27 protein-coding genes are annotated in these 26,499 nt (G+C 67.3%); 25 read left to right on the forward strand and 2 right to left on the reverse strand.

Annotation, left to right across the window (positions count from 1 at the left end; translation table 11 throughout):
• Window positions 1-191 precede the first annotated feature (191 nt).
• From AB0C34_RS04460 to AB0C34_RS04540, 17 genes are all read left to right on the forward strand, one after another.
• Window positions 192-566, forward strand: a complete 375-nt coding sequence (locus AB0C34_RS04460) for a hydrogenase maturation nickel metallochaperone HypA (protein ID WP_357067344.1) — start codon at window positions 192-194, stop codon at window positions 564-566.
• Window positions 524-1,375 carry a hydrogenase nickel incorporation protein HypB gene (hypB, locus tag AB0C34_RS04465; RefSeq protein WP_357067346.1) on the forward strand — a complete coding sequence of 284 codons (852 nt, stop codon included), beginning with the start codon at window positions 524-526 and terminating at the stop codon, window positions 1,373-1,375. The genes AB0C34_RS04460 and hypB overlap by 43 nt, the downstream gene beginning before the upstream one ends.
• Window positions 1,376-1,466: 91 nt before the next feature.
• Window positions 1,467-2,522 (forward strand): hydrogenase expression protein HypE, encoded by a 1,056-nt coding sequence (locus tag AB0C34_RS04470; protein WP_357067348.1) that lies wholly within the window; start codon window positions 1,467-1,469, stop codon window positions 2,520-2,522.
• A gap of 11 nt (window positions 2,523-2,533) precedes the next feature.
• On the forward strand, window positions 2,534-4,330 hold the full coding sequence (locus AB0C34_RS04475; protein WP_357067350.1) for a nickel-dependent hydrogenase large subunit: 1,797 nt from the start codon (window positions 2,534-2,536) through the stop codon (window positions 4,328-4,330).
• Between the two features lie 30 nt (window positions 4,331-4,360).
• On the forward strand, window positions 4,361-5,272 hold the full coding sequence (locus AB0C34_RS04480; RefSeq protein ID WP_357067352.1) for a NifU family protein: 912 nt from the start codon (window positions 4,361-4,363) through the stop codon (window positions 5,270-5,272).
• Entirely contained in the window at window positions 5,269-5,904 is a 636-nt protein-coding gene (locus AB0C34_RS04485) for a DUF5947 family protein (protein ID WP_357067354.1), read from the forward strand. Before AB0C34_RS04480 ends, AB0C34_RS04485 begins: the two co-directional genes overlap by 4 nt.
• Complete coding sequence (locus AB0C34_RS04490) at window positions 5,901-6,548, forward strand: DUF6084 family protein (protein WP_357067355.1); 648 nt, start codon at window positions 5,901-5,903, stop codon at window positions 6,546-6,548. The genes AB0C34_RS04485 and AB0C34_RS04490 overlap by 4 nt, the downstream gene beginning before the upstream one ends.
• On the forward strand, window positions 6,545-7,873 hold the full coding sequence (locus AB0C34_RS04495) for a hypothetical protein (protein WP_357067357.1): 1,329 nt from the start codon (window positions 6,545-6,547) through the stop codon (window positions 7,871-7,873). Before AB0C34_RS04490 ends, AB0C34_RS04495 begins: the two co-directional genes overlap by 4 nt.
• A 156-nt stretch (window positions 7,874-8,029) precedes the next feature.
• Window positions 8,030-8,347, forward strand: coding sequence for a hypothetical protein (locus tag AB0C34_RS04500; RefSeq protein ID WP_357067359.1), 318 nt, complete (start codon window positions 8,030-8,032; stop codon window positions 8,345-8,347).
• Window positions 8,307-8,885, forward strand: coding sequence for a hydrogenase maturation protease (locus tag AB0C34_RS04505; RefSeq protein ID WP_357067361.1), 579 nt, complete (start codon window positions 8,307-8,309; stop codon window positions 8,883-8,885). Before AB0C34_RS04500 ends, AB0C34_RS04505 begins: the two co-directional genes overlap by 41 nt.
• A 3-nt stretch (window positions 8,886-8,888) precedes the next feature.
• Entirely contained in the window at window positions 8,889-9,131 is a 243-nt protein-coding gene (locus AB0C34_RS04510) for a HypC/HybG/HupF family hydrogenase formation chaperone (protein ID WP_357067363.1), read from the forward strand.
• Window positions 9,128-11,443 (forward strand): carbamoyltransferase HypF, encoded by a 2,316-nt coding sequence (hypF, locus tag AB0C34_RS04515; protein ID WP_357067364.1) that lies wholly within the window; start codon window positions 9,128-9,130, stop codon window positions 11,441-11,443. Before AB0C34_RS04510 ends, hypF begins: the two co-directional genes overlap by 4 nt.
• Before the next feature lie 16 nt (window positions 11,444-11,459).
• Complete coding sequence (locus AB0C34_RS04520; protein WP_357067366.1) at window positions 11,460-11,786, forward strand: HypC/HybG/HupF family hydrogenase formation chaperone; 327 nt, start codon at window positions 11,460-11,462, stop codon at window positions 11,784-11,786.
• The gene (gene hypD / locus AB0C34_RS04525; RefSeq protein ID WP_357067368.1) at window positions 11,783-12,895 is read left to right on the forward strand and encodes a hydrogenase formation protein HypD; all 1,113 of its coding nucleotides are present in this window, start codon (window positions 11,783-11,785) and stop codon (window positions 12,893-12,895) included. Before AB0C34_RS04520 ends, hypD begins: the two co-directional genes overlap by 4 nt.
• Window positions 12,888-13,964, forward strand: coding sequence for a hydrogenase expression/formation protein HypE (gene hypE, locus AB0C34_RS04530; protein ID WP_357067370.1), 1,077 nt, complete (start codon window positions 12,888-12,890; stop codon window positions 13,962-13,964). Before hypD ends, hypE begins: the two co-directional genes overlap by 8 nt.
• A 39-nt stretch (window positions 13,965-14,003) precedes the next feature.
• On the forward strand, window positions 14,004-14,132 hold the full coding sequence (locus AB0C34_RS04535) for a hypothetical protein (RefSeq protein WP_357067372.1): 129 nt from the start codon (window positions 14,004-14,006) through the stop codon (window positions 14,130-14,132).
• Window positions 14,132-14,860: a DUF6390 family protein gene (locus AB0C34_RS04540; RefSeq protein WP_357067374.1), complete on the forward strand. Its 729-nt coding sequence runs from the start codon at window positions 14,132-14,134 to the stop codon at window positions 14,858-14,860. Before AB0C34_RS04535 ends, AB0C34_RS04540 begins: the two co-directional genes overlap by 1 nt.
• Before the next feature lie 362 nt (window positions 14,861-15,222).
• Here the strand turns inward: AB0C34_RS04540 and lexA are convergent, their stop codons facing one another.
• Window positions 15,223-15,963, reverse strand: coding sequence for a transcriptional repressor LexA (gene lexA / locus AB0C34_RS04545; protein ID WP_357067376.1), 741 nt, complete (start codon window positions 15,961-15,963; stop codon window positions 15,223-15,225).
• 301 nt (window positions 15,964-16,264) lie between these two features.
• On the opposite strand from lexA, the gene AB0C34_RS04550 reads away from it, so the two are divergent.
• From AB0C34_RS04550 to nrdR, 3 genes are all read left to right on the forward strand, one after another.
• The gene (locus AB0C34_RS04550; RefSeq protein WP_357067378.1) at window positions 16,265-16,732 is read left to right on the forward strand and encodes a hypothetical protein; all 468 of its coding nucleotides are present in this window, start codon (window positions 16,265-16,267) and stop codon (window positions 16,730-16,732) included.
• A 204-nt stretch (window positions 16,733-16,936) separates the two neighbouring features.
• A complete protein-coding gene (locus AB0C34_RS04555; protein WP_357067380.1) occupies window positions 16,937-17,290 on the forward strand; it encodes a hypothetical protein in 354 nt (117 codons plus the stop codon).
• Window positions 17,291-17,480: 190 nt separating this feature from the next.
• Entirely contained in the window at window positions 17,481-17,951 is a 471-nt protein-coding gene (gene nrdR, locus AB0C34_RS04560) for a transcriptional regulator NrdR (RefSeq protein ID WP_357067382.1), read from the forward strand.
• Here the strand turns inward: nrdR and hrpA are convergent, their stop codons facing one another.
• A complete protein-coding gene (hrpA, locus tag AB0C34_RS04565) occupies window positions 17,952-22,160 on the reverse strand; it encodes an ATP-dependent RNA helicase HrpA (protein WP_357067384.1) in 4,209 nt (1,402 codons plus the stop codon).
• Window positions 22,161-22,288: 128 nt separating this feature from the next.
• On the opposite strand from hrpA, the gene AB0C34_RS04570 reads away from it, so the two are divergent.
• The 5 genes from AB0C34_RS04570 (at window position 22,289) to AB0C34_RS04590 (ending at window position 26,492) form a co-directional block, all read left to right on the forward strand.
• Window positions 22,289-22,969, forward strand: a complete 681-nt coding sequence (locus AB0C34_RS04570) for a Pr6Pr family membrane protein (protein WP_357067386.1) — start codon at window positions 22,289-22,291, stop codon at window positions 22,967-22,969.
• Window positions 22,970-22,980: 11 nt separating this feature from the next.
• Entirely contained in the window at window positions 22,981-24,204 is a 1,224-nt protein-coding gene (locus AB0C34_RS04575; protein WP_357067388.1) for an aminotransferase class III-fold pyridoxal phosphate-dependent enzyme, read from the forward strand.
• Window positions 24,205-24,304: 100 nt separating this feature from the next.
• Window positions 24,305-25,012, forward strand: a complete 708-nt coding sequence (locus AB0C34_RS04580; RefSeq protein WP_357067390.1) for a DUF5134 domain-containing protein — start codon at window positions 24,305-24,307, stop codon at window positions 25,010-25,012.
• A gap of 69 nt (window positions 25,013-25,081) precedes the next feature.
• The gene (sigK, locus tag AB0C34_RS04585; protein WP_357067392.1) at window positions 25,082-25,765 is read left to right on the forward strand and encodes an ECF RNA polymerase sigma factor SigK; all 684 of its coding nucleotides are present in this window, start codon (window positions 25,082-25,084) and stop codon (window positions 25,763-25,765) included.
• Entirely contained in the window at window positions 25,758-26,492 is a 735-nt protein-coding gene (locus AB0C34_RS04590) for an anti-sigma factor (protein ID WP_357067394.1), read from the forward strand. Before sigK ends, AB0C34_RS04590 begins: the two co-directional genes overlap by 8 nt.
• Window positions 26,493-26,499: the final 7 nt, after the last annotated feature.

Consider the following 26,499-nt stretch of genomic DNA (forward strand, 5'->3'; position numbering starts at 1 on the left):
AGCATTGTCGAGCCACCGTGCGGCCGAGACCATCAGGGGAGGTCATCGGCTACTCGAGACCCTTGACTCCGGTCGGCGACGGGCCCGTCGCCGACCGGAGTCTCCTGTTTGCCGTGTCGTAGCTGATTTCGCACTCAGGTGCTCGGCGCGGGGGTAGCCTCAAAGAGTCCGCTCGAGGAATCGGGGCTGCGATGCACGAAATGGCTATCACCCAGAGCGTCGTCGACGCAGTTTGCGAGCACGCTGCGGGACGACAGGTGCGTTCGGTCACCGTGGAGGTCGGCGCGCTGTGCGCGGTGGTGCCCGAGGCGATGCGCTTCTGCTTCGATCTGGTCGCCGAGACGACGGTGGCCGCGGGGGCGGAACTGATCCTGGTGGAGATTCCGGGCGTCGCGGCGTGCCGGACCTGTGGCGCCGAATTCCGTCTTGCCGATCCGATCCTGCTCTGTCCCTGCGGTAGCGCCGACGTGGAGATCCAGTCCGGGCGCGAGCTTCGTATCCGATCGATGGAGGTGAGCGAGACATGTGCGCAACCTGCGGATGTGGCGACAACGCCGCAGCGGTGATTCGGGTCCCGCACGACCGGCATCAGGACCATGCGGATGGCCACGACCACGCGTCCGAGCACGACCATGGTCAGCACGACCACGCGCACGGCCCCGGCGCCGACCATGTCCACCTGCCCGCCACCGAGACGGTCAGCTTGGAACTGAAGGTCCTGGCCAAAAACGACGAACTGGCGCAACGCAACCGTGCTTGGCTGGCCGATCGCGACATTCTTGCGTTCAACATGACCAGTTCGCCGGGCGCGGGCAAGACGACGCTGTTGGAGCGGACCATCCGTGAACTAGGCGAGAACCCGATCGCGGTGATCGAGGGCGACCAAGCGACGCAGCTGGATGCCGAGCGGATCCAGGCGACCGGCTGCCGCGTCGTCCAGGTCAATACCGGCGCGGGGTGCCACCTCGATGCCGAGATGATGTCGCACGCGCTGGAGACCCTCGATCCGGCGCCGGGCACGCTGTTGTTCGTCGAGAACGTCGGCAATCTGGTCTGCCCGGCGTTGTTCGATCTCGGCGAGCAGGACAAGGTCGTGGTCATCTCGGTGACCGAGGGGACCGACAAGCCACTGAAATACCCTCACATGTTCCAGGCGGCCGGCCTGGTGCTCGTGAACAAGATTGATCTGCTGCCCTACGTCGATTTCGACCTGGACAGATGTCGTGCCTACGCCGCCTCGGTACACCCCGGTATCGAGGTCATCCCGCTCTCGGTGACTACCGGAGAAGGGCTGTCGCGCTGGTACGACTGGCTCGCGGCGAAGCGCCGCGCAGCCAGATCGGCGGCCCTTGAGGAAGCCGCCGGGCGGGCCTAATATGACGTGACCAGGATCACAATCTTGGGCGGCCGTCTTCGAGAAAGGGGAGATCGGCTCCCGGTGGTCCACTGCGGAAGGTGGCAGTCAGATGCCCACTCAGGAAGCAGTACAAGCCGAAGACACACTGATCCACGTGCTCTGGATCAATGCGGGACTCAGCTGTGACGGTGACTCGGTCGCCTTGACCGCAGCCACCCAGCCGAGCATCGAAGAAATCGCTCTCGGTGCTCTCCCCGGTCTACCGAAAATCGCGGTGCACTGGCCGCTCATCGATTTCGAGTGCGGCCCGAACGGTGGCGCCGACGACTTTCTGGAATGGTTCTTCAAAGCCGACCGTGGCGAGATCGATCCTTTCGTCCTGGTGGTGGAGGGTTCGATCCCGAACGAGCAACTGCACGAGGACGGCTACTGGTGCGGGTTCGGCAATAATCCCGCGACCGGCCAGCCCATGACGACCAGTCAGTGGCTGGACCGTCTCGCGCCGAAGGCGACCGCCATCGTGGCGGCTGGTACCTGCGCGACCTACGGCGGCATCCACGCGATGGCGGGTAACCCGACCGGAGCGATGGGCGTGCCCGACTATCTCGGCTGGGAGTGGAAGAGCAAGGCGGGAATTCCGATCGTCTGTGTTCCCGGCTGCCCGATCCAGCCGGACAATCTGTCGGAGACGCTCACCTACCTGCTCTACATGGCGACCGGACAGGCGCCGATGATCCCGCTCGACGAAGCGCTCCGGCCCAAGTGGCTCTTCGGCGCGACCGTGCATGAGGGTTGCGACCGCGCGGGGTACTACGAGCAAGGGGAATTCGCCACCGAGTACGGCTCGCCGACTTGCATTGTGAAGCTGGGGTGTTGGGGCCCGGTGGTCAAGTGCAACGTGCCCAAGCGTGGGTGGATCAACGGCGTGGGCGGCTGCCCTAACGTAGGCGGCATCTGCATCGGATGCACCATGCCGGGATTCCCGGACAAGTTCATGCCGTTCATGGACGAACCGCCCGGCGGCAAGCTCTCGTCCTCCGCGTCGGGACTCTACGGATCGGTGATCCGCAGCCTCCGGCACATCACCGGCCGCACGGTCGACAAGGAGCCGCACTGGCGGCACAAAGGTCAGAAGCTGGACACCGGCGCGACTCGAACCTGGTAGGAGGATCTCCGATGGCACAGATCATCCCCGAGCCGTCGCAGCGAACGATCGATCCGGACCGTCTTGTCGAGATGGCCTGGGACCCGATCACCCGCATCGTCGGCAGCCTCGGCATCTACACAAAGATCGACTTCGAGAACCGGGAAGTGGTCGAATGCCACAGCACGTCGTCCATCTTCCGTGGCTACTCGATCTTCATGCGTGGCAAGGATCCGCGGGACGCGCACTTCATCACCAGCCGCATCTGCGGCATCTGCGGTGACAACCACGCGACCTGTTCGTGTTACTGCCAGAACATGGCCTATGGGGTGAAGCCGCCGCATCTCGGCGAGTGGATCGTCAATCTGGGCGAGGCCGCCGAGTACATGTTCGACCACAACATCTTCCAGGAGAACCTGGTCGGCGTGGACTTCTGCGAGAAGATGGTCGCCGAGACCAACCCCGGTGTGCTGGCCAAAGCGGAGAACACCGACGCGCCGCACGCTGGCGACCACGGCTACCGCAAGATCGCCGACATCATGCGGGCGCTCAACCCGTTCACCGGCGAGTTCTACCGGGAGGCGCTGCAGGTCAGCCGGTATACCCGGGAGATGTTCTGCCTGATGGAAGGCAGGCACGTGCACCCGTCGACGCTGTACCCGGGTGGCCCCGGCACAGTCGCGACGGTGCAGCTGATGACCGATTACATGACCCGGCTGATGCGCTACGTCGAGTTCATGAAGAAGGTCGTGCCGATGCACGACGACCTGTTCGACTTCTTCTACGAGGCGTTGCCCGGGTACGACCAGGTCGGCCTGCGGCGCACGCTGCTGGGTTGCTGGGGCTCGTTCCAAGATCCCGAGTTCTGCAACTTCTCCTACAAGGATATGGAGGACTGGGGCCGCAAAATGTTCGTCACCCCGGGTGTCGTGGTGGACGGCAAACTGCTCACCACGTCCCTGGTCGACATCAACCTCGGTATCCGAATCCATTTGGGCAGTTCATATTACGAGGACTGGACTGACCAGGAGATGTTCGTCTCGACCGATCCGCTCGGCAATCCGGTGGACCGGCGACACCCGTGGAACCAGCACACCAACCCCCGTCCGCAGAAACGCGATCTCGAGGACAAGTACAGCTGGGTGATGTCGCCGCGCTGGTTCGACGGCACGAACCACCTCGCCCTGGACACCGGCGGCGGCCCGCTGGCGCGGCTGTGGTCGACGGCGTTGGCCAACTTGGTCGACATCGGCTATGTGAAGTCGACCGGGAACAGCGTGCAGATCAACCTCCCCAAGACCGCGTTGAAGGGTCCGGTCACCTTGGAATGGAAGATCCCCGCGTACGGCAGCAACACCCTCGAACGCAACCGGGCCCGCACCTACTTCCAGGCGTATGCGGCGGCGTGCGCGCTGCACTTCGCGGAGAAGGCGCTCGCGGAGATCCGGGCCGGTCACACCAAGACCTGGGAGAAGTTCGAGGTGCCCGACGAAGGCATCGGCTGCGGGTTCACCGAGGCGGTGCGTGGCGTGCTCTCCCACCACATGGTGATCCGGGACGGGAAGATCGCGAATTACCACCCGTACCCGCCGACGCCGTGGAACGCCAGCCCGCGCGACAGTTACGGCACACCGGGCCCGTACGAGGACGCGGTGCAGGGTCAGCCGATCTTCGAGGAGAACAACCGCGACAACTTCAAAGGCATCGACATCATGCGCACCGTGCGCAGCTTCGATCCCTGCCTGCCCTGCGGCGTGCACATGTATCTCGGCAACGGGCAGACGCTGGAGAAGTTGCACTCCCCGACACAGACACTGACCGGGGAGTGAGTCCATCGGACGAAGCGACGGGAGGTGACGGTGGACGATCCACGCAACGATCACGATGACGCGACGACCGACAACCGCTGGCGCGAGGCAGGCGATCGAATCGAGACCCTGCTGGAGGCGAGTGCGGCCAGCGGGGCCTCGGCCCGCGAACGTGCCGAACAGTTGGTGCGCGAGGTCGCCGACCTCTACGGAGCGGGCTTGACTCGGATGGTCCGGCTGCTGGACGCAGCGGCGATGGAGCGGCTGACCCGTGACGATCTGATCGCGAGTCTGCTGCTGGTGCACGGACTGCATCCACACGACGTGCACACCAGGGTGCGCACGGCGTTGGACAGTGTGCGCCCCTACCTCGGCTCGCACGGTGGCGATGTCAGCCTGGTCGACATCGTCGACGGCGTGGTGCGTTTGGAGTTGGCGGGCAGCTGCCGCAGTTGCCCGTCGTCGTCGGTGACGCTGGAGCTGGCGGTCGAGGACGCAGTACGGGCGGCGGCGCCGGAAATCGAGTCCATCGAAGTCGTTGCCGCGCAGGTGGAGCCGACGGGATTGATCGCCGCCGACTCGCTGTTCTCCCACGTGCACGCGGACCACCAACGATCCGGCAGCTGGATCGCGGTCCCAGAACTGGGCGATCTGAGCGCCGGCGAGGTGGGCGGGTACGCGATCGGCGGGCTTACGGTGCTGGCCTGCCGGGTGGGTGACACCGTGTTCGCCTACCGGGACCACTGCCCGGCGTGCGACAACTCCCTCGCCGGCGCCGTGCTGCATCGACGCCTCGGCTTCGCGGTCGGCGACGCGGTGCTGCGCTGTCCGACCTGCGGCGCGCATTTCGACGTCGTGCACGCCGGTGCGCGGGTGGATGGCGATGGACACCTCGAGCCGCTTCCGGTGCTCGTGCGCTCTGGCGAACTGTCGGTGGCGGTGCCGGTGGGGGTGCATGGGTGAACACACCGTTTCAGGTCCTGCAACGCATCACCGCGGACCGTCCACCCGCGCCGCGGGTGGGCGAGCGGTGCGAGATGTGCGCCGAGCCGATCGCCGACGAGCATCAGCATGTCGTGAACGTCGAAGGCAGACAGCTGATGTGTGTCTGCCGCAGCTGTTATCTGCTGTTCGTCGACCAGCACGCCGCCCTGCGTTATCGTGCGGTGCCGGATCGGTATCTCGCGTTTCCCGGCTTCACGATCAGCAAGGGAGAGTGGGACGCGTTGGAGATCCCGGTGGGTCTCGCGTTCTTCTTCCGCAACTCCATGCTGGACCGGACCGTCGCGTTCTATCCGGGGCCGGCTGGTGCGACCGAATCGGAGCTTCCCCTGGCGGAGTGGAATTCGATTCTGGCTCGACATCCCGAACTGGACGTGCTTGCCGCCGACGTCGAGGCGCTGCTGATCCGGGTGCCCGAACGCGGGACCGAGGCGGCCAGCTGTCTACTGCTGCCGATCGACGCGTGCTATGAGTTCGTCGGCCGGATGCGGATGCTGTGGCGCGGTTTCGACGGTGGCCAGGACGTGCGGCAATACCTGGACGAGTTCTTCGATACCGTGTCGGCGCGTGCTCGACCAGGCGGTGCGGCATGAGCCCGGTCTACTCGACGACATTCGCCGTGCTGGGTATGAAGCCGGAGCCGTACGCCGTCGCACCGATCTTGTCCGCGCGAGTCGGTATCGCCGCACTCGCGGAGGAACCCGTGCACGCGATCGCGCTCCGCGCGCAGGTGCGCATCGAGCCGTTCCGGCGCGGCTACTCGGACGAGGAGAGTGCGGGATTGGTCGACCTGTTCGGTCCGCGTGAGCGTTGGCGCGACACACAGCGATCATTTCTCTGGATGCACTGCGCCACCATGGTTCCCGGCTTCACCGGCGGTGCCGAAGTCGATCTGCCGATGCCGTGTACTTACGACTTCGAGGTGACTGGGTCGAAGTATCTGCACGCGCTGCGCGAGGGCACGGTGCCGCTGCTGTTCCTGTTCAGCGGCACGGTCTTCATCAAAGGCAGCAGCGGATTCGCCATCCAGCAGATCCCGTGGGACCGCGACGACCGGTTCGACATGCCGGTCTCGGTCTGGCACGACTTGGTCGCGGCCCACTTTCCGAATACGGGCTGGCTACGCCTGCACCGCGATACCCTCGACGCGCTTGCCACCTACAAGGCCGGCCACGGCCTGCTCGGTTTCGACGAGACGGTGAACAAGTTGCTGGCCGGTACGGCGGAGCTGCCATGACCACCCCCGATCCCCGATTCAGAGCTCGCGCGGTGGCCGACGCGGTGCTCTACGAGGGCTATCTGCTCTATCCCTATCGGGCGAACTCGCGCAAGAACCAGTCGCGCTGGCAGTTCGGAGTGCTGGGACCAGATGGCGCCGCGGCGGCCGGGCTCGGTGAGGAGTCCTCGTTATCGGCGCAGTGCCTGATCGATCCCGGCGCGGACCCCATGGTCACCGTGACGATTCGATTTCTCCAACTCCAACGGCGACAGGTGATGGACGACGCGGGCGCGCCGGTAGCGGAACTGAGCGTCGGCACGCAGTCGTGGTTGTCCTGGGACGAGGCGGTCACGCAAGAACTCCTCGTCGGTCCGCTGACGCCGGCGCCCCTCGTCCGGGCATTGCGGGTCCCTGGCGGAGCCGATACCGACGAGATCGCCGACTCGTCGGGACAGGCGGTGGGGGCATTCGTGCGAAGCAGGCTGCCGCTCGCCTGCGAACTCGCGCTGGCGATCGACCACGACGGCCGATATATCCGGCTCACTGTCACGGTCCGCAACGTGGGCCCGCCCCCGACCGATAAACAGGACGCCATCGCCCGCTCACTGATCGGCGCGCACGTCATCGCGGACATCACCGACGGACAGTTCGTCTCGCTGCTCGAACCACCGCCCGACGCAACGGCCGCGGCGCAACGCTGTACTCGGCACCGTTGCTTTCCCGTGCTTGCCGGACCGCCCGGCGATGACAGCGTGTTGTTGATCTCGCCGATCATCCTCTATGACCACCCGGAAATCGCCGAGCAGAGCGAGGGACCGTTGTTCGACTCCACCGAGATCGACGAGATCCTCACCTTGCGCGTGATGACGATGACCGACGAGGAGAAAGCGCAGGCGCGCGCGACCGATGCGCGCGCCGCCGAGATCATCGACCGCTGCGACAGCATGACGCCCGAGGCGATGCGGCAATTGCACGGTGTGTTGCGTGACCCGCATCTCGATCGCCCACAACTGATTCCCCAGATACCGGACGGCATCGAGTGGTGGGACCCGTTGGCCGACAACGCCGTTCGTCCCGACTCCGATGCGGTCGTAGTCGGAGGCATGTTGGTGCGCAAGGGCAGCCGGGTTCGGTTGCGTCCGTCCCGGCGAGCCGATGCCCAGGATCTGTTCTTCGACGGCAAGCCCGCCCGGGTCACCTCGGTGCACGAAGACGTGGACGGGCAGGCGCACGTGGGGGTCGTGCTGGATGACGATCCCGCGGCCGATCTGCACGAGTGGTACGGCCGCTACTTGTATTTCGCACCTGACGAACTGGAACCACTCGACAGCCCCGAGAAGTGAAAGGAAGTCCGCTATGGAAACGGTGGGAGTGATCTCGACGGCCATTGTGGCCGTGCTGGCGGTGTCCGGTGTGTACCTGGGTCTGCGGTCGATACCGGATCTGCGGCGTTATCTGAGGATTCGGCACATGTAGCGGTCGACCGGAAGGGAGTCATCATGGGTAACCAACGAGACGAGCCCCAAGCCGCACGTGGCGAGCCGGGCTCGCGCGACACCGGCGCCGACACCGTGTCCGGCGGCCCGAGCGGTCGCGAACCGGGCGACCTCGAACACGAGGAGACGACGTCAGCACACGGCACCGATTCTGAACGCCGGACGGAGTCCACCACGACGCCTCCCTCTGGCGCCGAATCGCCGACCCCGCCTTACGAGGGGCGCAAACAGACCGCGAACGATCCGAACGAGACGGCGACCGGCACGGTCGACGAGGCAGATGTCGGCGGTGCGACGGCGCCGACCGACGGGGAGGGGTGAGCCGACGGCCAGGGTGCTGATCGCCGGGATCGGCAACATCTTCCTCGGCGACGACGGATTCGGACCCGAGGTGGTGCGGCGGCTGCCGCACCACCTGGAGTTGGATGTGCGCGTAGTGGACTACGGCATTCGCGGTATGCACCTCGCCTATGACCTGCTCGATACCTGGGACGCGCTGGTGCTGATCGACGCGCTGCCCGATCGTGGCGCACCGGGCACCGTCGAGGTATTTCGCGCCATCCCCGAGGATGCCGACACCGCGCAACTCGACGCGCACGCGATGACTCCGGCCGCCGTGTTCGCGGGGGTGCGGGCACTGGGCGGCGCGCTGCCGACGACCGTCGTCGTCGGCTGCCAGGTCGCCTCGGTGGCGGAGGGGATCGGCCTGTCCGCGCCCGTCACCGCCGCGGTGGATGCCGCGGTGGACGCTGTCGGCCGGGTGCTCGCCGACCTGGTGTCGGCCGATGTTCGGCCCGGCGGGGTTACGCAGGTCGGTGTGGTGGATCGCGGAGTCGACATCCTGCGACAGGAGGAATGACCGATGTGTCTTGGTATCCCGGGACGAGTGGTGGACATTCCAGACGGCTACCACGGCCAGATCGCGCTCGTCGATGTGTCCGGCGAGCAGCGAAAGGTGAACATCGGCCTGCTCGACGACGACCCAGCGCAGCCGGGGGACTGGGTGATCATCCACATGGGCTTCGTCGTGGAGAAGACCGATGCGGCGGGCGCCGCGGCGGCACTGGATGGCCTACGTTTGCTGCAGCGCGGAGACCAGCCATGACCGTCGAGCGGTTGCGTCGCCGCCTGCTCGTGCGTGGCGTGGTGCAAGGAGTCGGATTCCGGCCCTTCGTCTACACCACCGCCGCCGAACTGGCGCTGTCCGGAAGCGTGGGCAATGACAGCAGCGGCGTGATCATCGAAATCGAAGGCGCGCGATCGGCTCTGGACGCCTTCGCGGAGCGGCTACGCCTGCGGCCACCACCACTGGCGGTAGTCGAATCGGTGGACCAGGCAGAGATTCCGGTGCGCGGCGGTACCGGATTCCACATCGCTGACACCACCCACGACGGCGGTGGACGCACGCTGGCCTCGCCCGATGTCGCACTCTGCGCAGATTGCGAGCGTGAGCTGCGCGATCCGGCCGATCGCCGCTACCGCCACCCGTTCGTCAACTGCACCAATTGCGGGCCGCGGTTCACCATCATCGCGAGCTTGCCCTACGACCGTGAACGGACGTCGATGGCGGACTTCGCGATGTGCGACCGATGCGCTCGCGAATACGCGGATCCGGCCGACCGCCGCTTCCACGCCCAGCCGATCGCCTGCCCCGATTGTGGCCCGACGCTGTCGTACTCGGGGCCGGGCGCGGGCGATCCACTGGCCGCCGCGCGAGAGTTGCTGCGCGCGGGCGGAATTCTCGCGGTCAAAGGTATTGGTGGTTTTCACCTCGCGTGCGACGCCGGCAACGAGGCGGCGGTGACCGAACTACGCAGGCGTAAACGCCGCGGCGACAAGCCCTTCGCGGTCATGGTGTCCGATCTGGCGACGGCTCGAACCATCGTCGCGGTGGACGACGCGGCCGCCGCGCTGTTGACCGGCCCGGCGCGGCCGATCGTGCTGCTTCCTCGCCGGTCGGCGCTCGCGGGAGTCCGTCGGGCCGACAACGATCCGGCGGCCTCCGGGCACGCTGCCGAATCCGTGGCGCCCGGCAATCCGGACCTGGGCGTGCTGCTCGCCTACACCCCGCTACACCTGTTGCTGTTCGGCCTACCCGGTGATCCGCCTGGTCCGCGGGTATTGGTGATGACATCGGGCAATCTCGGCGGCGAGCCGATTTGTTATGCGGACGGCGATGCCCGCACTCGACTCGCCGGGTTGGCCGACGGGTGGCTGTCGCACAACCGGCGGATCCTGGTGCCCTGTGATGACTCGGTGGTGCGGGTACTCGACGGCCACGAGCTACCCGTCCGTCGTTCGCGCGGTTACGCGCCGCTGCCGCTCGCGCTACCGGTCGCGCTACCGCCGACCCTGGCCGTCGGCGCCGATCTGAAGAACACCTGCGCCGTGGCCGACGGCCGCTACGCCTGGTTGAGCCAGCACATCGGGGACATGGACGACCTGGCCACGCTGCGGTCCTTCGATGCCGCGCAGCGGCATCTGGAAGAGCTCACCGGGGTGCGCCCGGTGCAGTTGGTCGCCGACGCGCATCCGGGATACCGCTCCGCCGCGTGGGCGCGCAGGCACGCGGGCGATCGCGCTGTGTACACCGTGCAGCACCACCACGCGCATATCGCCGCCGTGATGGGCGAACACGGACTAGCCGCCACCGAGCAGGTGGTCGGCATCGCCTTCGACGGCACCGGATACGGTCCGGACGGCGCGGTGTGGGGCGGCGAGGTCCTGCTGGCCGGCTACAAGGGGTACCGGAGGCTCGCCCACCTGAAATACGTGCCGCTCGCCGGAGGAGATCTCGCGGTCCGCAGGCCCTACCGCATGGCGTTGGCGCATCTGTGGGCTGCCGGCATCGACTGGACCGAAGAGATCCCCGCGGTCGCGGCGTGCCCGGCCGAGGAGAGACGGGTGCTGGCTCATCAATTCGAGACCGGGCTGGGCTGCGCACCCACCTCCAGCATGGGGAGGTTGTTCGACGCCGTCTCCTCGGTGATCGGGGTGCGGCACGTGGTGGACTACGAAGCCCAGGCGGCGATCGAGTTGGAAGGGCTGTCTCGCGACGGAATCGCGGGCGCGACCGAGTACCGGTTTTCCTGCGGCGTGGGCGAACCCGCCGTGATCGATGCCGGGCCCGTGATCGCGGCCGTATCGACCGATGTCCGCGGCGGCGTGCCCGCCGCCGCGATCGGCGCGCGGTTCCACGCGGCAGTCGCCCGGCTGGTGCTCGACTTGGCGCTGCGCTACGCCGCGCCTGCGACCGTCGTCGCGCTGTCCGGCGGCGTCTTCCAGAACGCCCTGCTGCTCACGCGGTCGGGTGCGCTGCTGCGCGACAACGGATTCACCGTGATCAGCCATCGCCGACTGCCGCCCAACGACGGTGGACTCGCGTTCGGCCAACTCCTCGCGTGCGGCGCGGGATGAGGGAAGGAGAGCAACGATGTGTCTAGCGGTACCAGGGAAAGTGCTCAGCCTGCACGAACGTGACGGCACGTTGATGTCGGTCGTCGACTTCGGCGGTGTGCACAAGGACGTGTGCTTGCAATACATCCCGGACGCGGCCGTCGGCGATTATGTCGTGGTCCATGTCGGCTTCGCGATCCAGCGGCTGGACGAGGAGTCCGCACTGAAGACACTGGCCGAGTTCGAGCACCTCGGGGTACTGAATGAGGAATTCGGCGACGGCTTCGCCATCGCCGCCAAACAGGCGGGTCTCGACAATCCAGCGGCCGAGCCGCGAAGCGAGCAACCAGAGGTGACGCCATGAAGTATCTGGACGAATTCAGCAACCCCGAGCTGGCTCAGCGTCTGCTCGACCGGATCCGCGTCGCGACGAGCAGGCGCTGGGCCATCATGGAGGTCTGTGGCGGGCAGACGCATTCGATCATCCGGCACGGCATCGACCAGTTGCTGCCCGATCAGATCGAGATGATTCACGGCCCCGGCTGTCCCGTGTGCGTCACCCCGCTCGAGGTGATCGACAAGGCGCTGGAGATCGCCGCCCGACCCGGCGTGATCTTCTGCTCGTTCGGCGACATGCTGCGTGTGCCGGGCAGCAGCAAGGATCTGTTCCGGGTCAAGAGCGAAGGCGGTGACGTCCGGGTGGTCTACTCGCCGCTGGACGCGCTCAACCTGGCCAAGGAGAACCCCGATCGCGAGGTCGTGTTCTTCGGCATCGGTTTCGAGACCACCGCGCCCGCTAATGCCATGACGGTCTACCAGGCGAAACGTCTCGGCATTCGGAACTTCTCGCTGCTGGTGTCGCATGTGCTCGTGCCGCCGGCCATCGCCGCGATCATGGAGTCGCCCAGCTGCCGGGTGCAGGGATTCCTCGCGGCCGGGCACGTCTGCACCGTGATGGGCACCGAGGAATACCCACCGCTGGCCGAGAAATATCAGGTTCCAATGGTGGTCACCGGATTCGAGCCGCTGGACATCTTGGAGGGCATCCGCCGCACCGTGCTGCAACTGGAAGCGGGCCGGCACGAACTGGAAAACGCCTATCCGCGCGCGGTCGCCGCGGCGGGCAACCCGGCCGCGAAAGCGATGTTGCAAGATGTGTTCGAGGTGACCGACCGGGCTTGGCGCGGCATCGGAATGATTCCGCGCAGCGGCTGGCGGCTGTCGGAGCGATACCACGAGTTCGACGCCGAACACCGATTCGCGGTGGGCGATCTGCACACCGCCGAGTCCTCGATCTGTCGCTCGGGCGAGGTGCTGCAGGGTCTCATCAAACCGCACGAGTGCGCGGCCTTCGGTAAGCAGTGCACGCCGCGAAACCCGCTGGGCGCCACCATGGTGTCCTCGGAGGGCGCGTGCGCCGCCTATTACCTGTACCGCCGGCTCGATCTTCCGGCGGAGGTGGCGCATGCCTGAGCAGGGCACGGCTCCCGTCGCCATCGACATGGAGGGCTGGGTGTGTCCGATGCCGCTGCGGGATTCACCGAACATCGTGATGGGACACGGCGGTGGCGGTGCGATGTCCGGCGAGCTGATCGAGCATCTGTTCCTGCCCGCGTTCGGCTCGGCCGCGCATGCTGAGATGGGCGATTCCGCGGTGGTCACTCTCGGCGGTGCCCGGCTGGCGTTCTCCACGGACTCGTTCGTGGTCAAACCGCTCGTGTTCCCCGGCGGCACGATCGGCGAACTCGCGGTCAACGGCACGGTGAACGACCTGGCCATGGCCGGTGCGCGGCCTATGGTGCTGTCAACCGCGTTCATTCTGGAGGAGGGCACCGCCCTGGCCGACATCGCGCGAATCGCGCAGGCGGTGGGCACCGCGGCTTTGGCGGCGGGAGTCCAGTTGGTCACCGGGGACACCAAGGTGGTCGACGCGGGTCACGGTGACGGGATCTACCTCAACACCGCGGGCATCGGCCTGGTCGACCCCGGTGTCGACATTCGTCCGCAGCGCGCGGCACCGGGCGACGTCGTGCTGGTCAGCGGTGACATCGGAGTGCACGGTGTCGCGGTGCTGAGCTGCCGTGCCGGGTTGGAGTTCGGCACGACCGTGCTCAGCGACACCGCTGCGCTGCACGGATTGGTCGCGGCGATGCTGGCGACCGGCGCCGACGTGCACGTACTGCGCGATCCCACCCGTGGCGGCGTCGCCGCGTCGCTCAACGAGATCGCTCGCGCCGCGAAGGTCGGTGTGGCGCTGGATGAGCGGCAGCTTCCGGTTCCGGATGGGGTGCGCGACGCGTGCGGATTGCTCGGTCTGGACCCGATGTATGTGGCCAACGAGGGCAAGCTCCTCGCGTTCGTCGCTCCCGAGGACGCCGATCGCGTGCTCGCGGCGATGCGCGAACACCCGCTGGGTGCACAGGCCGCGGCAATCGGTCGTTGCGTCGACGAGCACCCCGGGATGGTGGTGGCTCGCACGGCACTCGGCGGCACCCGTGTGGTGGACCTGCCCGCGGGAGAGCAACTGCCGCGTATCTGTTGAGCCGGCGGGCGTCGCCGCCCGGGACGAGAAGGCGAGGTGGTGGTCATCGTCGAGGTCGCCGATAACCGTACGGTGCCGCGGGACGCGTGGGCGATCGTCGTCATGTGGCGAATCGGCGGGCCGGAACAGCGGCGGCACGTCGACCGCAACGGCGAAGGGCCGAGCTGATGGCAGGCGGCGGAGCGGAGATGTTCGCCCGGTATGCCTACGCCCCCAACCGGCTCGGCTACTGCGGGCCGCCCGATGCGGCGGCGCTGCGGGACGGATCGGACGATCAGGTGCGGGCGGTGGCGCGGCGTTTCACCGGTGCGTGGCCGTACCTGCGGGTAATGGCCACGATGACCGGGATCGCCGATCCACTCGATCGTCGCCTGGTGGAGTCCTACTGGCTGGGCGGCGGAATCGGGGCGGACCTGGACCCCGCCGAGTTCACCGCCGAGTTGCTGGCATTGCTCGGCCCGGCTGCGGGCGGGTACTGGACGCATCTGGGTCCGGAGTTGGCCGACGAGGCCGCGGCCAACCACTGCTTCCACGTCTTCGGCGTGTACCCGTGGTCGCGGCTGGTCAGGCAGGCCAATGGGCATCCGGTGCAGGTGCTCGACAATTGCCGGATCACCTGGGGGACGGTGCTGGGTCGCACCGACACCGAGATCGCGCTGCGCTGTCGCGTGCTGGGCTGGGACGGACAGCGGCTGGTGCTGTCGGCGGAAACGGTCCGGTCCGTGCCGGTCGGGATGGACGGTTACCCGACGGTGCCGGTATCGGTGGGCGAACAGGTCGCGGTGCATTGGGGGCGGCTGTGCGGACGGCTGGACGACGCCCAAGTGCGGGCCCTCGCGGCGAGCACGGAGCGTCAGTTGGAGGTCACCAATCAGCGGCTCGCCACACGACGGTGACACCGAGGCGCCGCAGCGTACCGGCCGTTGCCGATGTCGTCGACCGTGCTGTGCCACAGATATGCGGTGGCGGTGCCGACCAGGAGCGACGCCACGCCGAGGCGCTCGCATCGTCGAGTCGGGCGAAGATCGACGGAATCGGGACGTGCCGGAGTGCATCGGGCAGGGCGCGCCGGCGCTGATCGCTCTCACCGCGGCAGTCGCGCAGGCGTTCTAGTGGGTTCGCTGCGAGTCGGCTGGCAATCAGTTGTGCGGCGCCGAGTTCGACGGCGTAGTGGCGGTGGGAACGGATGTGGCACAGCGCAGACGGACGATGGCCGCGCGGATCACCGAGCGGCCATCGGTCTGCACACCGTGGATCGTCAGATCTTGCGGATAACCGTGACGACCTTGCCGAGGATCTGAGCGTCGTTGCCGGGGATCGGTTCGAACACCGGGTTGTGCGGCATCAGCCAAACGTCTTTGCCGGTGCGCTTGAACGTTTTCACCGTCGCTTCGCCGTCGATCATGGCGGCGACGATGTCGCCGTTGTCGGCCACGTTCTGCTGCCGGACGACCACCCAGTCACCGTCGCAGATTGCCGCATCGATCATGGACTGGCCGACGACCTTCAGCAGGAACAGCGAACCGTCACCGACCAGTTCGCGGGGGAGTGGGAAGACGTCTTCCACGGCCTGCTCGGCCAGGATCGGCCCACCGGCGGCGATGCGTCCGAGCACCGGAACGAAGGTGGGCACCGGGTGCGCGGCGTCAGCGGTGCCGTCGGAGTCTGCGTCGACGCCATCCACCACGGCACCCGGCAGACCGGTCACCGAACGCACCACCTCGTCCAGGCCGCGAACATCTACCGCGCGTGGACGATTCGGGTCGCGGCGCAGATAGCCCTTGCGCTCCAAGGCACGCAACTGATGGGCGACCGACGAGGTAGACGTCAGGCCGACGGCGTCGCCGATCTCGCGGATGCTCGGCGGGTAGCCGCGCTCGCTCACCGAGGTGCGGATCACCTCCAGCACATTGCGCTGACGCACGGTGAGATCCGCCCCGGTACCCGCCGAGTCGGCGCCGCTTCCGGTCTCGTCACCCGTGTCGTCTGTGTGCCTCACCGCAACCGCCCTCCTGCTGCGCCGGGTCGATCTCTACCCAGCCTGTGTTGTCATCGCCTGTCGTGCCTTCGGTAGTTCGAATCTAGTCGGGTTGCGCCGAGGGATCAAACATCTGTTCGACGCATGTCGGGCGTTTCTGCTGACTTTGTCGGTGGGGCGTGGTAGAAATCGTACGCAAATCCTTCGAACACTTGATCGAATGTGTTGGGACTTTGTGTTCGAACAGGAACCCGGCTCGAACGGCTCGAACGGCTCGAACGGCTCGAACGATGACGGAGCACCCACCCTGGAGGTTTGTCCGATGAGCACTGCGATCAGCGACACCATTACATCGATCGGCGCGGCAGAAGCGGAGTTCGATCACCGCGCTGCCGCGGCGGGAGTCGATCCCGGCTACGACTCGATCCCGCGTCGGCGGCGCGGCGGCACGCACTCGCCGGCGCTGGGGTCCGCGCGTCGTTCCGCCGTCGATCGGCGCCCGGGCCGGGCTCGTCCCGGGGGCGCCGCGATCGGATACGACCACGGCGCACGACCTTCCGCGGTCCGGAGGGCATCGGGTGCGCATCCGATGGCGCGGGTCGAGCAGGCACAGGTCGGTTTCGCCGTCCTTGCCGTGACGGCGCTGCTGACCGCCGTAGTGGTGTCGGGGCTGATCGTGATGGCGCACGTGCGGGCCGGCGACTGGGGCAGCCAACCGGAGGGTTCGCTGCCCGCCGTGGTCGACGGCCGGGGTGAGCCGGGCGGCGCGGCCACGCAACCACCACGCTGAGGGGTGGAAGGCGTGGTCGGAAGTGCTGATCCGCAGCTGGAAAGGCTCTCGGCCTGCGCCGAATCGACGAACTGTACGCAGCGGGTGTGCTCGACGACGACATGCGCACCGCTGGCAGTCCCACGCCACGGATACCCGTGACGGCTCTCTCGACGCGCTGATCCGAAGGACCGCCCGGGAGCAGAATCAGGTCATCGCCGACCAATGGGACGCGGCATCGGCTGGGCGTGCGCGCCTACCGTTCGCGTACTCACCTACCTCAGCACTCTCCCCGGAAAGCTCGTCGTCCCCCAGGGGGCCCGCGCTCCTGGCGTCTTCGCCACAACCGTCGTCCGCGCCGACGTCGCGGGTCACAGCGTTGCGCTGCGCACTCCGCTGCCCGACTTCAACTGGGCCGACCGCGATAGCGGGTGGACCTACATCATGGGTGACCTGGTGCCTGCGGCGGCCGACTCGGCGAGTCCTTCGGGGCCGTACTCGCCCGCGGCCGCGTTGTGGCGTGACTGCCGGACCTTCTCGTGGACCTGCTGCCCATGGGGAGATCATCGAATGATCTAGGTGATTCGGCGGTAGCGCGGGGTGAGTGCGACAACTCGAGTACTCGGACGGGTATCCTCGAACTGTTATGCGGGTATTTCTCGTTTCGTGTGGGGAATACCTGGTGCCGGGGTGCGGACCTCGGTACAGATGCTCGCCGGATCGGAGGCGGTCCGGACGCGAGCACTCGCATCGACGAAGGATTTCTCGGATGCATTGCCCGTACTGCCGACACCCCGACTCCCGGGTGGTGGACTCGCGCGAGGCCGACGAAGGCGCGGCCATCCGGCGCCGTCGCGCCTGCCCGCAGTGTGGGCGGCGGTTCACCACGGTCGAGACCGCCATCCTGTCGGTGGTCAAGCGCAGCGGAGTCACCGAGCCGTTCAGTCGCGAGAAGGTTATCCGCGGTGTACGCCGTGCCTGTCAGGGCCGTGAAGTCGACGACGACGCGCTGAACCTGCTCGCGCAGCAGGTGGAAGACGCGGTGCGGGCCAAAGGCTCTCCAGAAGTACCCAGCCACGAAGTCGGCCTGGCTATTCTTGGCCCGCTGCGCGACCTCGACGAGGTCGCCTATCTCCGGTTCGCCTCGGTCTACCGGTCGTTCACCTCTGCCGAGGATTTCGAACGTGAGATCGAGGAGATGCGCCAGGCGCGCGCCGCGGCACTGACCACCGCCGACTGACTAGCGCCGAATGGCGGCGATCGCTTTCTCGATCCGCTTGGCGGACACCGGGAACGGGGTGCCGAGTTGCTGGGCGAACAGACTGACCCGGAATTCCTCGATCATCCACCAGATTTCGGTGACCGCCTGCGCATTCCTGCGCTGCTCCGGCAGTGCCCCGATCAGGCGGTCGTAGCCGGCCAGCGCTCGATCGAGTTCGGCCATACCGTGGCGATCGCGGACTGCTGAGCCCGGCAACGCCGCCAAACGCATCATCGCCGCCCGCAGATAGCGGGGGAGTTCGCGTAACCGGGTGCCGCCCCACTCGGAAACGAAGCCGCGAAATACCAAGTTGTCGAGCTGGTCGCGGACATCGTCGGCGATGTCGCGCTCGCTGGTCTCGGTGAGCGCGGCCGAAACTTGGTGGGCGCCGGCCAGGATCGGCACGACCAAGCGCACGAGGCGGGTGACGGCGGCGGTGAAATCGGGGCGGATCCGGGCGACGAGCGCGTCGAACTCCGCCGGGCCGCGCACCGGACCGCCCGCGGCCTCGATGAGTTCATCAGCGGCCGCCGCGCGACAATCCTCGACGAGCGCGTCCAGCGAACCGTACGGATTCTGGGTCAGCGAGAGACGATCCGTCGCCGAGAGCCCCCCGGTGACAGACCGGGCCGAGGTGGGCAGCGCGTGCAGCACCAGCGCCCGAGTACCCAACCGCATCGCCGCCGCCTGCTCGGCGGGGGAGCTGAGCACCCGGACCGCTACACCGTCGTCCTCGGCGACCAGCGCGGGATACCCGGTGACGGTCTGTCCGGCCACGTCGCGGCGCACCGTCGGCGCGACGTGGCCCAGAGATTCCGAGGTCCACACCGTGGCTGGCGGGCGTTCGGCGCCCGCGGTGGCGCGGGCGACCGAGGCGGAAACCTGGTCGGCCAGCTCGGTTTTCAAGGCGGCCAGGCTCTTACTGCGGGCGACGGTTGTTCCGTCTGCGTCGACGGCGGCGAAGGTCATGCGCAGGTGGTCGGGCAGCGCGGACGGATCGAGGTCGGTAGGTGCGATGGGGACCGAACCGAGCCGGGACAACTCGCGCGCCAGTCCGGTGCGCAGCGGTTCCGCGCGCGGGGTCAGCGCGGACAGCGCAGCCGCGGCGAAGTCGGGCGCCGGAACCACGCTGCGGCGCAGCGTCTTCGGCAGCGACTTGATCAACGCGGTGGCCAGTTCGTCGCGCATGCCGGGCACCAGCCAGTCGAAACCGACGGCACGGACGTGGGCGAGCTGTTCGACCGGGATGCGCACGGTGACGCCGTCGTCCTCGGTGCCCGGCTCGAACTGGTAGCCGAGGGGGAAGCTGAGTTCGCCTTGGCGCCAGGAGTCGGGGAAATCGGAGGGGTCGAGCGTAGCCGCTCCCTCGTTGACGACGGTGGCGGTCGCGAAGTCCAGTAGCGTGTGGTCGGTACGTCGCGTGGTGCGCCACCAGCTGTCGAAGTGGCGCACCGACACGATGTCCGCGGGTAGCCGTTGGTCATAGAACTCGAACAGCACCTCGTCGTCGACGAGGATGTCGCGGCGGCGGGCGCGGTGCTCGAGATCGGCGACATCGTCGAGTAACGCACGATTGCGGTGGAAGAACTCGTGCCGAGTCTGCCACTCGCCTTGCACGAGGGCGTGGCGGATGAACAGCTCCCGTGCCAACTCTGGATCGATCCGTCCGTAGTCGACGAGTCGTCCGGTGACCAGCGGGACCCCGTAGAGAGTGACCCTCTCGTACGCGCGCGCGGCGCCGCGCTTGGCCGACCAGTGCGGTTCGGAGTACATGCGTTTGACTAGGTCCCCGGCCAGCCGCTCGGCCCACTCGGGTTCGATCTTGGCGGCCATCCGGCCCCACAGTCGTGAGGTCTCGACCAACTCGGCGGCCATGACCCAGCGTGGCGACTTCTTTGCCAGCGACGAGCCGGGAAAAATCATGAACTTGGCGCCGCGCGCGCCGAGGAACTCGCGCGTTTCCGCTTCCCGGACCCCGATGTGCGACAGCATGCCGGCCAGCAACGCCTGGTGGATGGCGGTGGAATCCCAGTGGGCGCCATCCAGCTCGGCGGCGGGTGGGCTGCCGGTCTGTCCGGGCTGGGATGATGACCGCGGATCGGTGTCGGGTGCGCGCGAGTGTTCGGTGCGGCGTGCCCGCCGGTCGCCCTTGCGGCTCCGGTTGTCGGCGCCGCGGTCCGGCGCCGCGGCGGCCGGACCACGGGGTGCACCCTCGTTCGCCACCGCGGCGGACCAGCCGAGGCCCTTGGCGATCGTGCGCAGCTGTCCGTGCAGGTCCTGCCACTCCCTGATCCGCAGGTAATGCAGGAACTCCTCTCGGCACATGCGCCGGAACCGATTGGACGACAGGGATGTGCGCTGTCCGCCGAGGTACTCCCACAGTCTCAGGTAGCTCAGGAAGTCCGAGCCCTCGACGGTGAACCTCGCGTGGGCGGTATCGGCGGCCTGCTGATGCTCGGCAGGCCGTTCGCGGACATCCTGAATCGATAACGCCGCGACGATGACGAGCACGTCGGCCAGGCAGCCGGTGCGGTGGGCTTCCACCAGCATGCGCGCCATCCGAGGATCGACCGGAAGTTGGGCCATCTCGCGCCCCGTCGGGGTCAGTGTCAGGGCGGCATCGTTGTCGCGGGTGCTCGCCGTGGTGCGACTCGCCGCGCCGGAGGCGCCATCCGATCGCGTGACCTCCTGCGCCACCGTGATATCCGCCCGTAGCTCTCGGTTCCCGGTCCGTCGTAGCAGCGCGCCGAGTTCTTCGAGCAAGGCGATGCCGTCGCGAACGGCGCGGCGGTCCGGAGCCTCGACGAAGGGGAAGTTCTCGATATCACCGAGCCCGAGCGCGGTCATTTGGAGGATGACCGCCGCCAGATTGGTCCGCAGGATCTCGGGTTCGGTGAAAGCGGGCCTGGATTCGAAGTCGTCCTCGGAGTACAGCCGGATGCAGATGCCGTCGGCGACCCGACCGCAGCGTCCGGATCGTTGGCGCGCCGAGGCCTGCGATACCGATTCGATCGGCAGCCGTTGCACCTTCGTCCGCATCGAATAGCGCGATATCCGCGCTGTCCCTGGGTCGACGACATACCGGATGCCCGGCACCGTCAACGAGGTCTCCGCGACGTTGGTCGCCAGGACCACCCGACGACCGGTGTGCGGAGCGAACACCCGATGCTGCTCGGCGGTGGACAGTCGCGCGTACAGCGGCAGGATCTCGGTGCGTGGTAGCCGCAGATCGCGTAGTGCGTCAGCGGTGTCGCGGATCTCGCGTTCGCCGGACAGGAACACCAGCACATCGCCATCGCCCGAGGCGAACAGTTCGGTGACCGCCTCGCCGATCGCGTCTACCGGGTCGCGGTCGACGACTCGCGTGTCCTCCGCGCCGTCATCGTCGGCTATCGGGAGTTCTTGCGTGAGCGGCCGATACCGGATTTCCACCGGGTATGAGCGACCGGAGACTTCGACAATCGGTGCGGGAACGCCGTTGTCGTCCGCGAAGTGTCTGGCGAACAGCTCCGGATCGATGGTCGCCGAGGTGATGATCACCTTGAGGTCGGGTCGCCGTGGCAGCAACTGCCGGAGGTAGCCGAGCAGGAAGTCGATGTTGAGGCTGCGTTCGTGCGCCTCGTCGATGATGATCGTGTCGTAGCGACGCAGGAGCCGGTCGCGCTGGATCTCGGCGAGCAGAATGCCGTCGGTCATCAGTTTGACCAGCGTCTGCTCGGAGGCATGGTCGGTGAATCGCACGGTATAACCGACGACGTCGCCGAGCTCGGTGCCCAGTTCCTCCGCGATCCGCTCGGCGACGGTGCGCGCGGCCAGCCTGCGCGGCTGGGTGTGTCCGATGGTGCCGCGGATACCGCGGCCGAGTTCGAGGCAGATCTTCGGAATCTGGGTGGTCTTGCCCGAACCGGTTTCGCCCGCGACGATCACCACTTGGTGCTCGGCGATGGCTGCGGCGATGTCCTCTCGGCGGACGGTGACCGGCAGTTGCTGCGGATAGCCGATCTCCGGCACCGCCGCGCGGCGAGCGGCGACGCGCTGCTCGGCCGCCGCGATCTCCGCTTCGACCTCGCCGAGGTCGCCACCGCGTGCCCGGTCCAGTCTGCGCCGCAGCCGGTGTTCGTCGCGGAAGGAGAGATTCGCCAGGCGGGTGCGGAGCTCGCGGGAATCGGTAGCTGCTGTCCTGGTCATTGCATCGACAAGCCTAGCGAAGCCCGCCACCGAATATTTCGGCCAGGCGGTCGGTCAGTGTTTGCCAATCGGATGCTGCAGGCTCGCGCGTGTCCGATCGCTGCCCGTCGATATGCGAGGATCGTGGCATGAACGCGGATGCCGGCACGGCATGGGTGGCTCGTGGTCTGCGGATCGTTTTCGGGGTGCTCGGTGCGGTGGCGCTGGTCTGGATTCCGCTGCGTAGCGAAGGCATCGACAGCTTTCCGATCGTGAACTATCTCAGCTACTTCACTGTCGAGTCCGCCGCGTTCGGTGTGCTCGTCCTGCTCATCGGCGGTCTGCGCGACCCGCGGGGGCGACGGTGGCAGCTGATTCGGGGCGCGAGCACTCTTTACCTGCTCACCACCGGCATGGTGTACGTGATGCTGTTGGCCGACTCCGACGTGATGCTCGCCGATCGCTGGATCAACGACGTACTGCACGGAGTGTTGCCGCTTGTCCTGGTCGCCGACTGGATGCTGGGTTCGGGCCGCGAACGCATCGGCCCGGCCGCGGGCGTGATCGGTGCCTGGTTGGCCTATCCCACCGCCTATGGTGCCTACACCCTTATCCGCGGCCTCATCGTCGGTTGGTACCCGTACCCCTTTTTGGACCCCCGTCAACGAGGGTACGTGTCGCTGATCACCAGCTTGGTCGCCCTTATCTGCGTTTTCGTCTTCTCGGCTGTGGCTGTCGCAGCCGTCTGCGGGATGCTCCGACGCCGCGTGGGCAACACCCGAAGCGGACGGGGCAGTTTCGCTGCCGACGCGGCGCGCGAATTCCGGTAAAGGTGGAAGACATGAACTCGCTCTGGCATGGATTCGCCGACATGGGCGCCGTCGAACGAGACGGGGCGTTCGTGGTCGCCCGCGGCGAGGGCAGCTATATCTTCGATCAGGCGGGCAACCGCTATCTGGACGCGACCGCGGGCCTGTGGTTCACGAATATCGGACACGGCCGCGGCGAGATCGCCGACGCGGTCGCCGTTCAGTTGCGCACGATCGCGCACTACTCCAATTTCGGTGACATCACCGAACCCGCCACTCAGGAACTGGCCGGGCGGCTCGCGGCGATGGCTCCGGTGTCGGGCAGCAAGATCTTCTTCACCTCCGGCGGCTCCGACTCCGTCGAGACCGCGACCAAACTCGCCCGCCGGTACTGGCATGAACTCGGACGGCCCGACAAGACGATCGTCGTCGGCCGGCGGAAGGGCTACCACGGCATGCATGTCGCGGGCACGGCGCTGGCAGGTATCCCGGTGAACCGCGAAGGCTACGGCGAAATGATGCCGGACGCGCGCACGGTCGAGTGGAACGACGCCAAAGCGCTGCTGACCCTGATCGAGGAGGTCGGTGCCGAGCGCATCGCCGCCTTCTTCTGCGAACCCGTCATCGGTGCGGGCGGGGTCTACCTGCCGCCGGCCGGCTACCTCGCCGAGGTACGGCGCGTGTGTCGCGACAACGACATCCTCTTCGTCGCCGACGAGGTCGTCACCGGTTTCGGCCGTATCGGCGGAGCGTGGTTCGCCTCGAGCCGATTCGATCTCGCACCCGATCTCATGACCACCGCGAAGGGACTGACCTCGGGATATCTGCCGATGGGTGCGGTGTTCATCGCCCCCCACATCGCGGAGCCGTTCTTCGCAGGAGGTATCTGGTGGCGGCACGGCTACACCTATGGCGGCCACGCCGGTGCCGCCGCGGCCGCGCTGGCGAACCTGGACGTCATCGAGCGCGAAGGTCTGCTCGATGCCGCCCTACATCTGGAATCCAGCTTGCACGAACAGCTTTCGGTGTTGGCCGACCATCCTCAGGTCGCCGAGGTGCGCAGCGGACTCGGCGCGGTTGCGGCCATCCAGCTGGTCGATCCTGCCGAGGCCCCCGCTATGGTCAAAGCCGTACGCGCGCAGGGCATCTCCAGTCGAGCGGTCGGCCAGGGAGCCTTGCAAATCTCCCCACCGTTCATCATGACCGACGACCAGGTCGGCGAGCTCGTCGCCGGGTTCACCCGCGCGCTCGGCTGACACTTCGCGGCGCCATGGAAGAAGAGGGCACCCTTATCGACTTGGGATGCGAGCATGGAAGGGCGACGACCATGGTCGTCGTGTCGAGAGGCGGTGGGGTGTGGTGGAGTTCGTGCAGGAGTACGCCGCATTGCGTTGGACGGTCGCGGCCGCGTTCTTGATCGCCGCGGGGATCGTGTTGGCGCGGTTGCCGGCGTCTACGGTCTCGGTGCCTGGTCGGGATTTCGATCCCACTGACCCGGGAAGCGCCGAGGTGCCCGCGGAGCGACCAACTATCTCGACCACCACCGAACACCCCGAGTCCGATGCGGCGCACCTGGTGATGTGCTTGGTCATGCTCGGTATGCTGCTGTTCCCCTCGGGTGTGCGCCCGGACGCGCTGCGCGGTGTGCTGACGGCGACGATCGTGGTCTTCGCCGGGCTCTTGGTGACCCGGATCCTGGAGTCTTCCGCACATCCTCGTCCGCTCCCGATCGACCGGTTGGTCCCGCTCGGTTATCACATCGTGGCCGCCGCCGCCATGCTCTACGCGATGTCCGGCCATTCGGCCTCCGGTCACGTGGGCGGACCCGCAGTGGGTCCCGCGCTCGGTCTCGCGGTGCTGTTTCTGCTCGACGCACTCCTCGTCGCACTGGCGGTCCTCGCCGGATGGACGCACGCACGCCCACAAGGACCACTAGGGGTTCTGGTGCGCTCCGGCGGGTGCGTCGCCGCCCTTACCGGCCCTGCCGCACCGTGGGCGGCGGTGCCACACGTGGTGATGGCTACGGGCACTACGTACATGCTGGTGGCCGCAGTCTGGACTTGATCGGTCCGCAGACCCATCCGCCTCGCTGTGCATACCGAACCCCTGTCTATGCAGGCAGGGGATTCGGCCATGAGAAATGAGGACGGTTCTGCTTCAGCACATCGGTCCGGCGATCCGGTGCCGGATAGCGACGACGATGACAAGGCACTCTCGTGCCCGTTACCCACCGGATACGAGCGACGGCGGGCAACACTCGCCACCCGCAGGTTGGTCGCCCTGCTCGTGGCGACCGGCGCGGGTGACCGGGCTGCGTTCACGGAGTTCTACCAGCTCACCAGCCCCCGAGTGTTCGGGATCGCGGTGCGCATCCTGCGCAGCCACGCCGCCGCCGAAGAGGTCACCCAGGAGGTCTACCTCCAGGTGTGGTCGATGGCCGACCGCTACGACGCCACACTCGCCAGCCCACTCGGCTGGATCCTGATGCTCGCGCATCGTCGCGCGGTGGATCGGGTTCGCGCGGAGAGTTCGGCCACGTCCCGGGACCTGGTGTACGCGCATGCGCACCTAGGTCGCGACCACGACGTCGTCGCCGAGTCGGTGGCACAGCGCATCGAGGAGCAGCAGGTGGCAGGATGTCTGGACGCCCTGACGCCGACGCAGCGCGAGGCGATCGCCCTCGCGTATTACAGCGGGTATACCTACCGTGAAGTGGCCGATCGCCTCGCGGTTCCGCTGCCCACCGTCAAGACCCGCATCCGTGACGGATTGAAAAGATTGGAGAAGTGCTTGTCCGGGGAAGGCGCCGATGGTTGACACTCCTCCGCGATCGGATACCGATCTGCTGGACCTTGCCTATCCGTGCGCGCTGGACGCGGTCGCCGATATCGAACGTAGACACATCGATGCCCGCCTGGCATCCGCGGACCCCGCCGTGCGGCGGGAGTTCTCCGACACCGTGTGGCAGATGCGCGAGGTGATGGGACGGCTCGCGGTGCTCGACGAGCTGGCGCCGCCTCCGGGATTGGAGTCTCGGATCCTGGCGGCATTGCCCGACACCGGTACCGCTGCCGTCACGTGCATCCCGCACCCCTCGTCCTTGCGGCGGCTGCGGTGGGCGGTGCCGATGGCTGCGATCACCTGTCTGATTTTCGGCGGAAGCGTGGTCGCAGAGCGGATCGCCGACCATCCGCCGATTCCGTCTGTCGTCGAGCAGATCCACGGCCAGCGAGATGTGCGGACCGTACTGGAGCCGGTCAGCGGTGGTGGCTCGCTCGTGGTGGAGGCCTCGCTGCGGCTCGGCCGCGCGGTGGTCGCGTTCGACGGGGTCGCACCGCCGCCCACCGATCGGGTCTACCAAGTGTGGCTGGTGCCCGCTGCGGGGCAGCCCCGGTCGGCTGGAGTCCTGGCCGACTTGCCGTCGTCGGATCGCCCCTTCGTAACGCCGTACCGGTCGGGTGAGCTGCTGGCGGTGAGCGTCGAACCGCCTGGCGGTTCGGACACGCCGAGCACCGAGCCGATCGTCGGGGTGGCGCTGCCGTGAGTGCGCG

The sequence above is a fragment of the Nocardia sp. NPDC049220 genome (genome assembly GCF_040647855.1).
Classification (GTDB): Bacteria; Actinomycetota; Actinomycetes; order Mycobacteriales; family Mycobacteriaceae; genus Nocardia.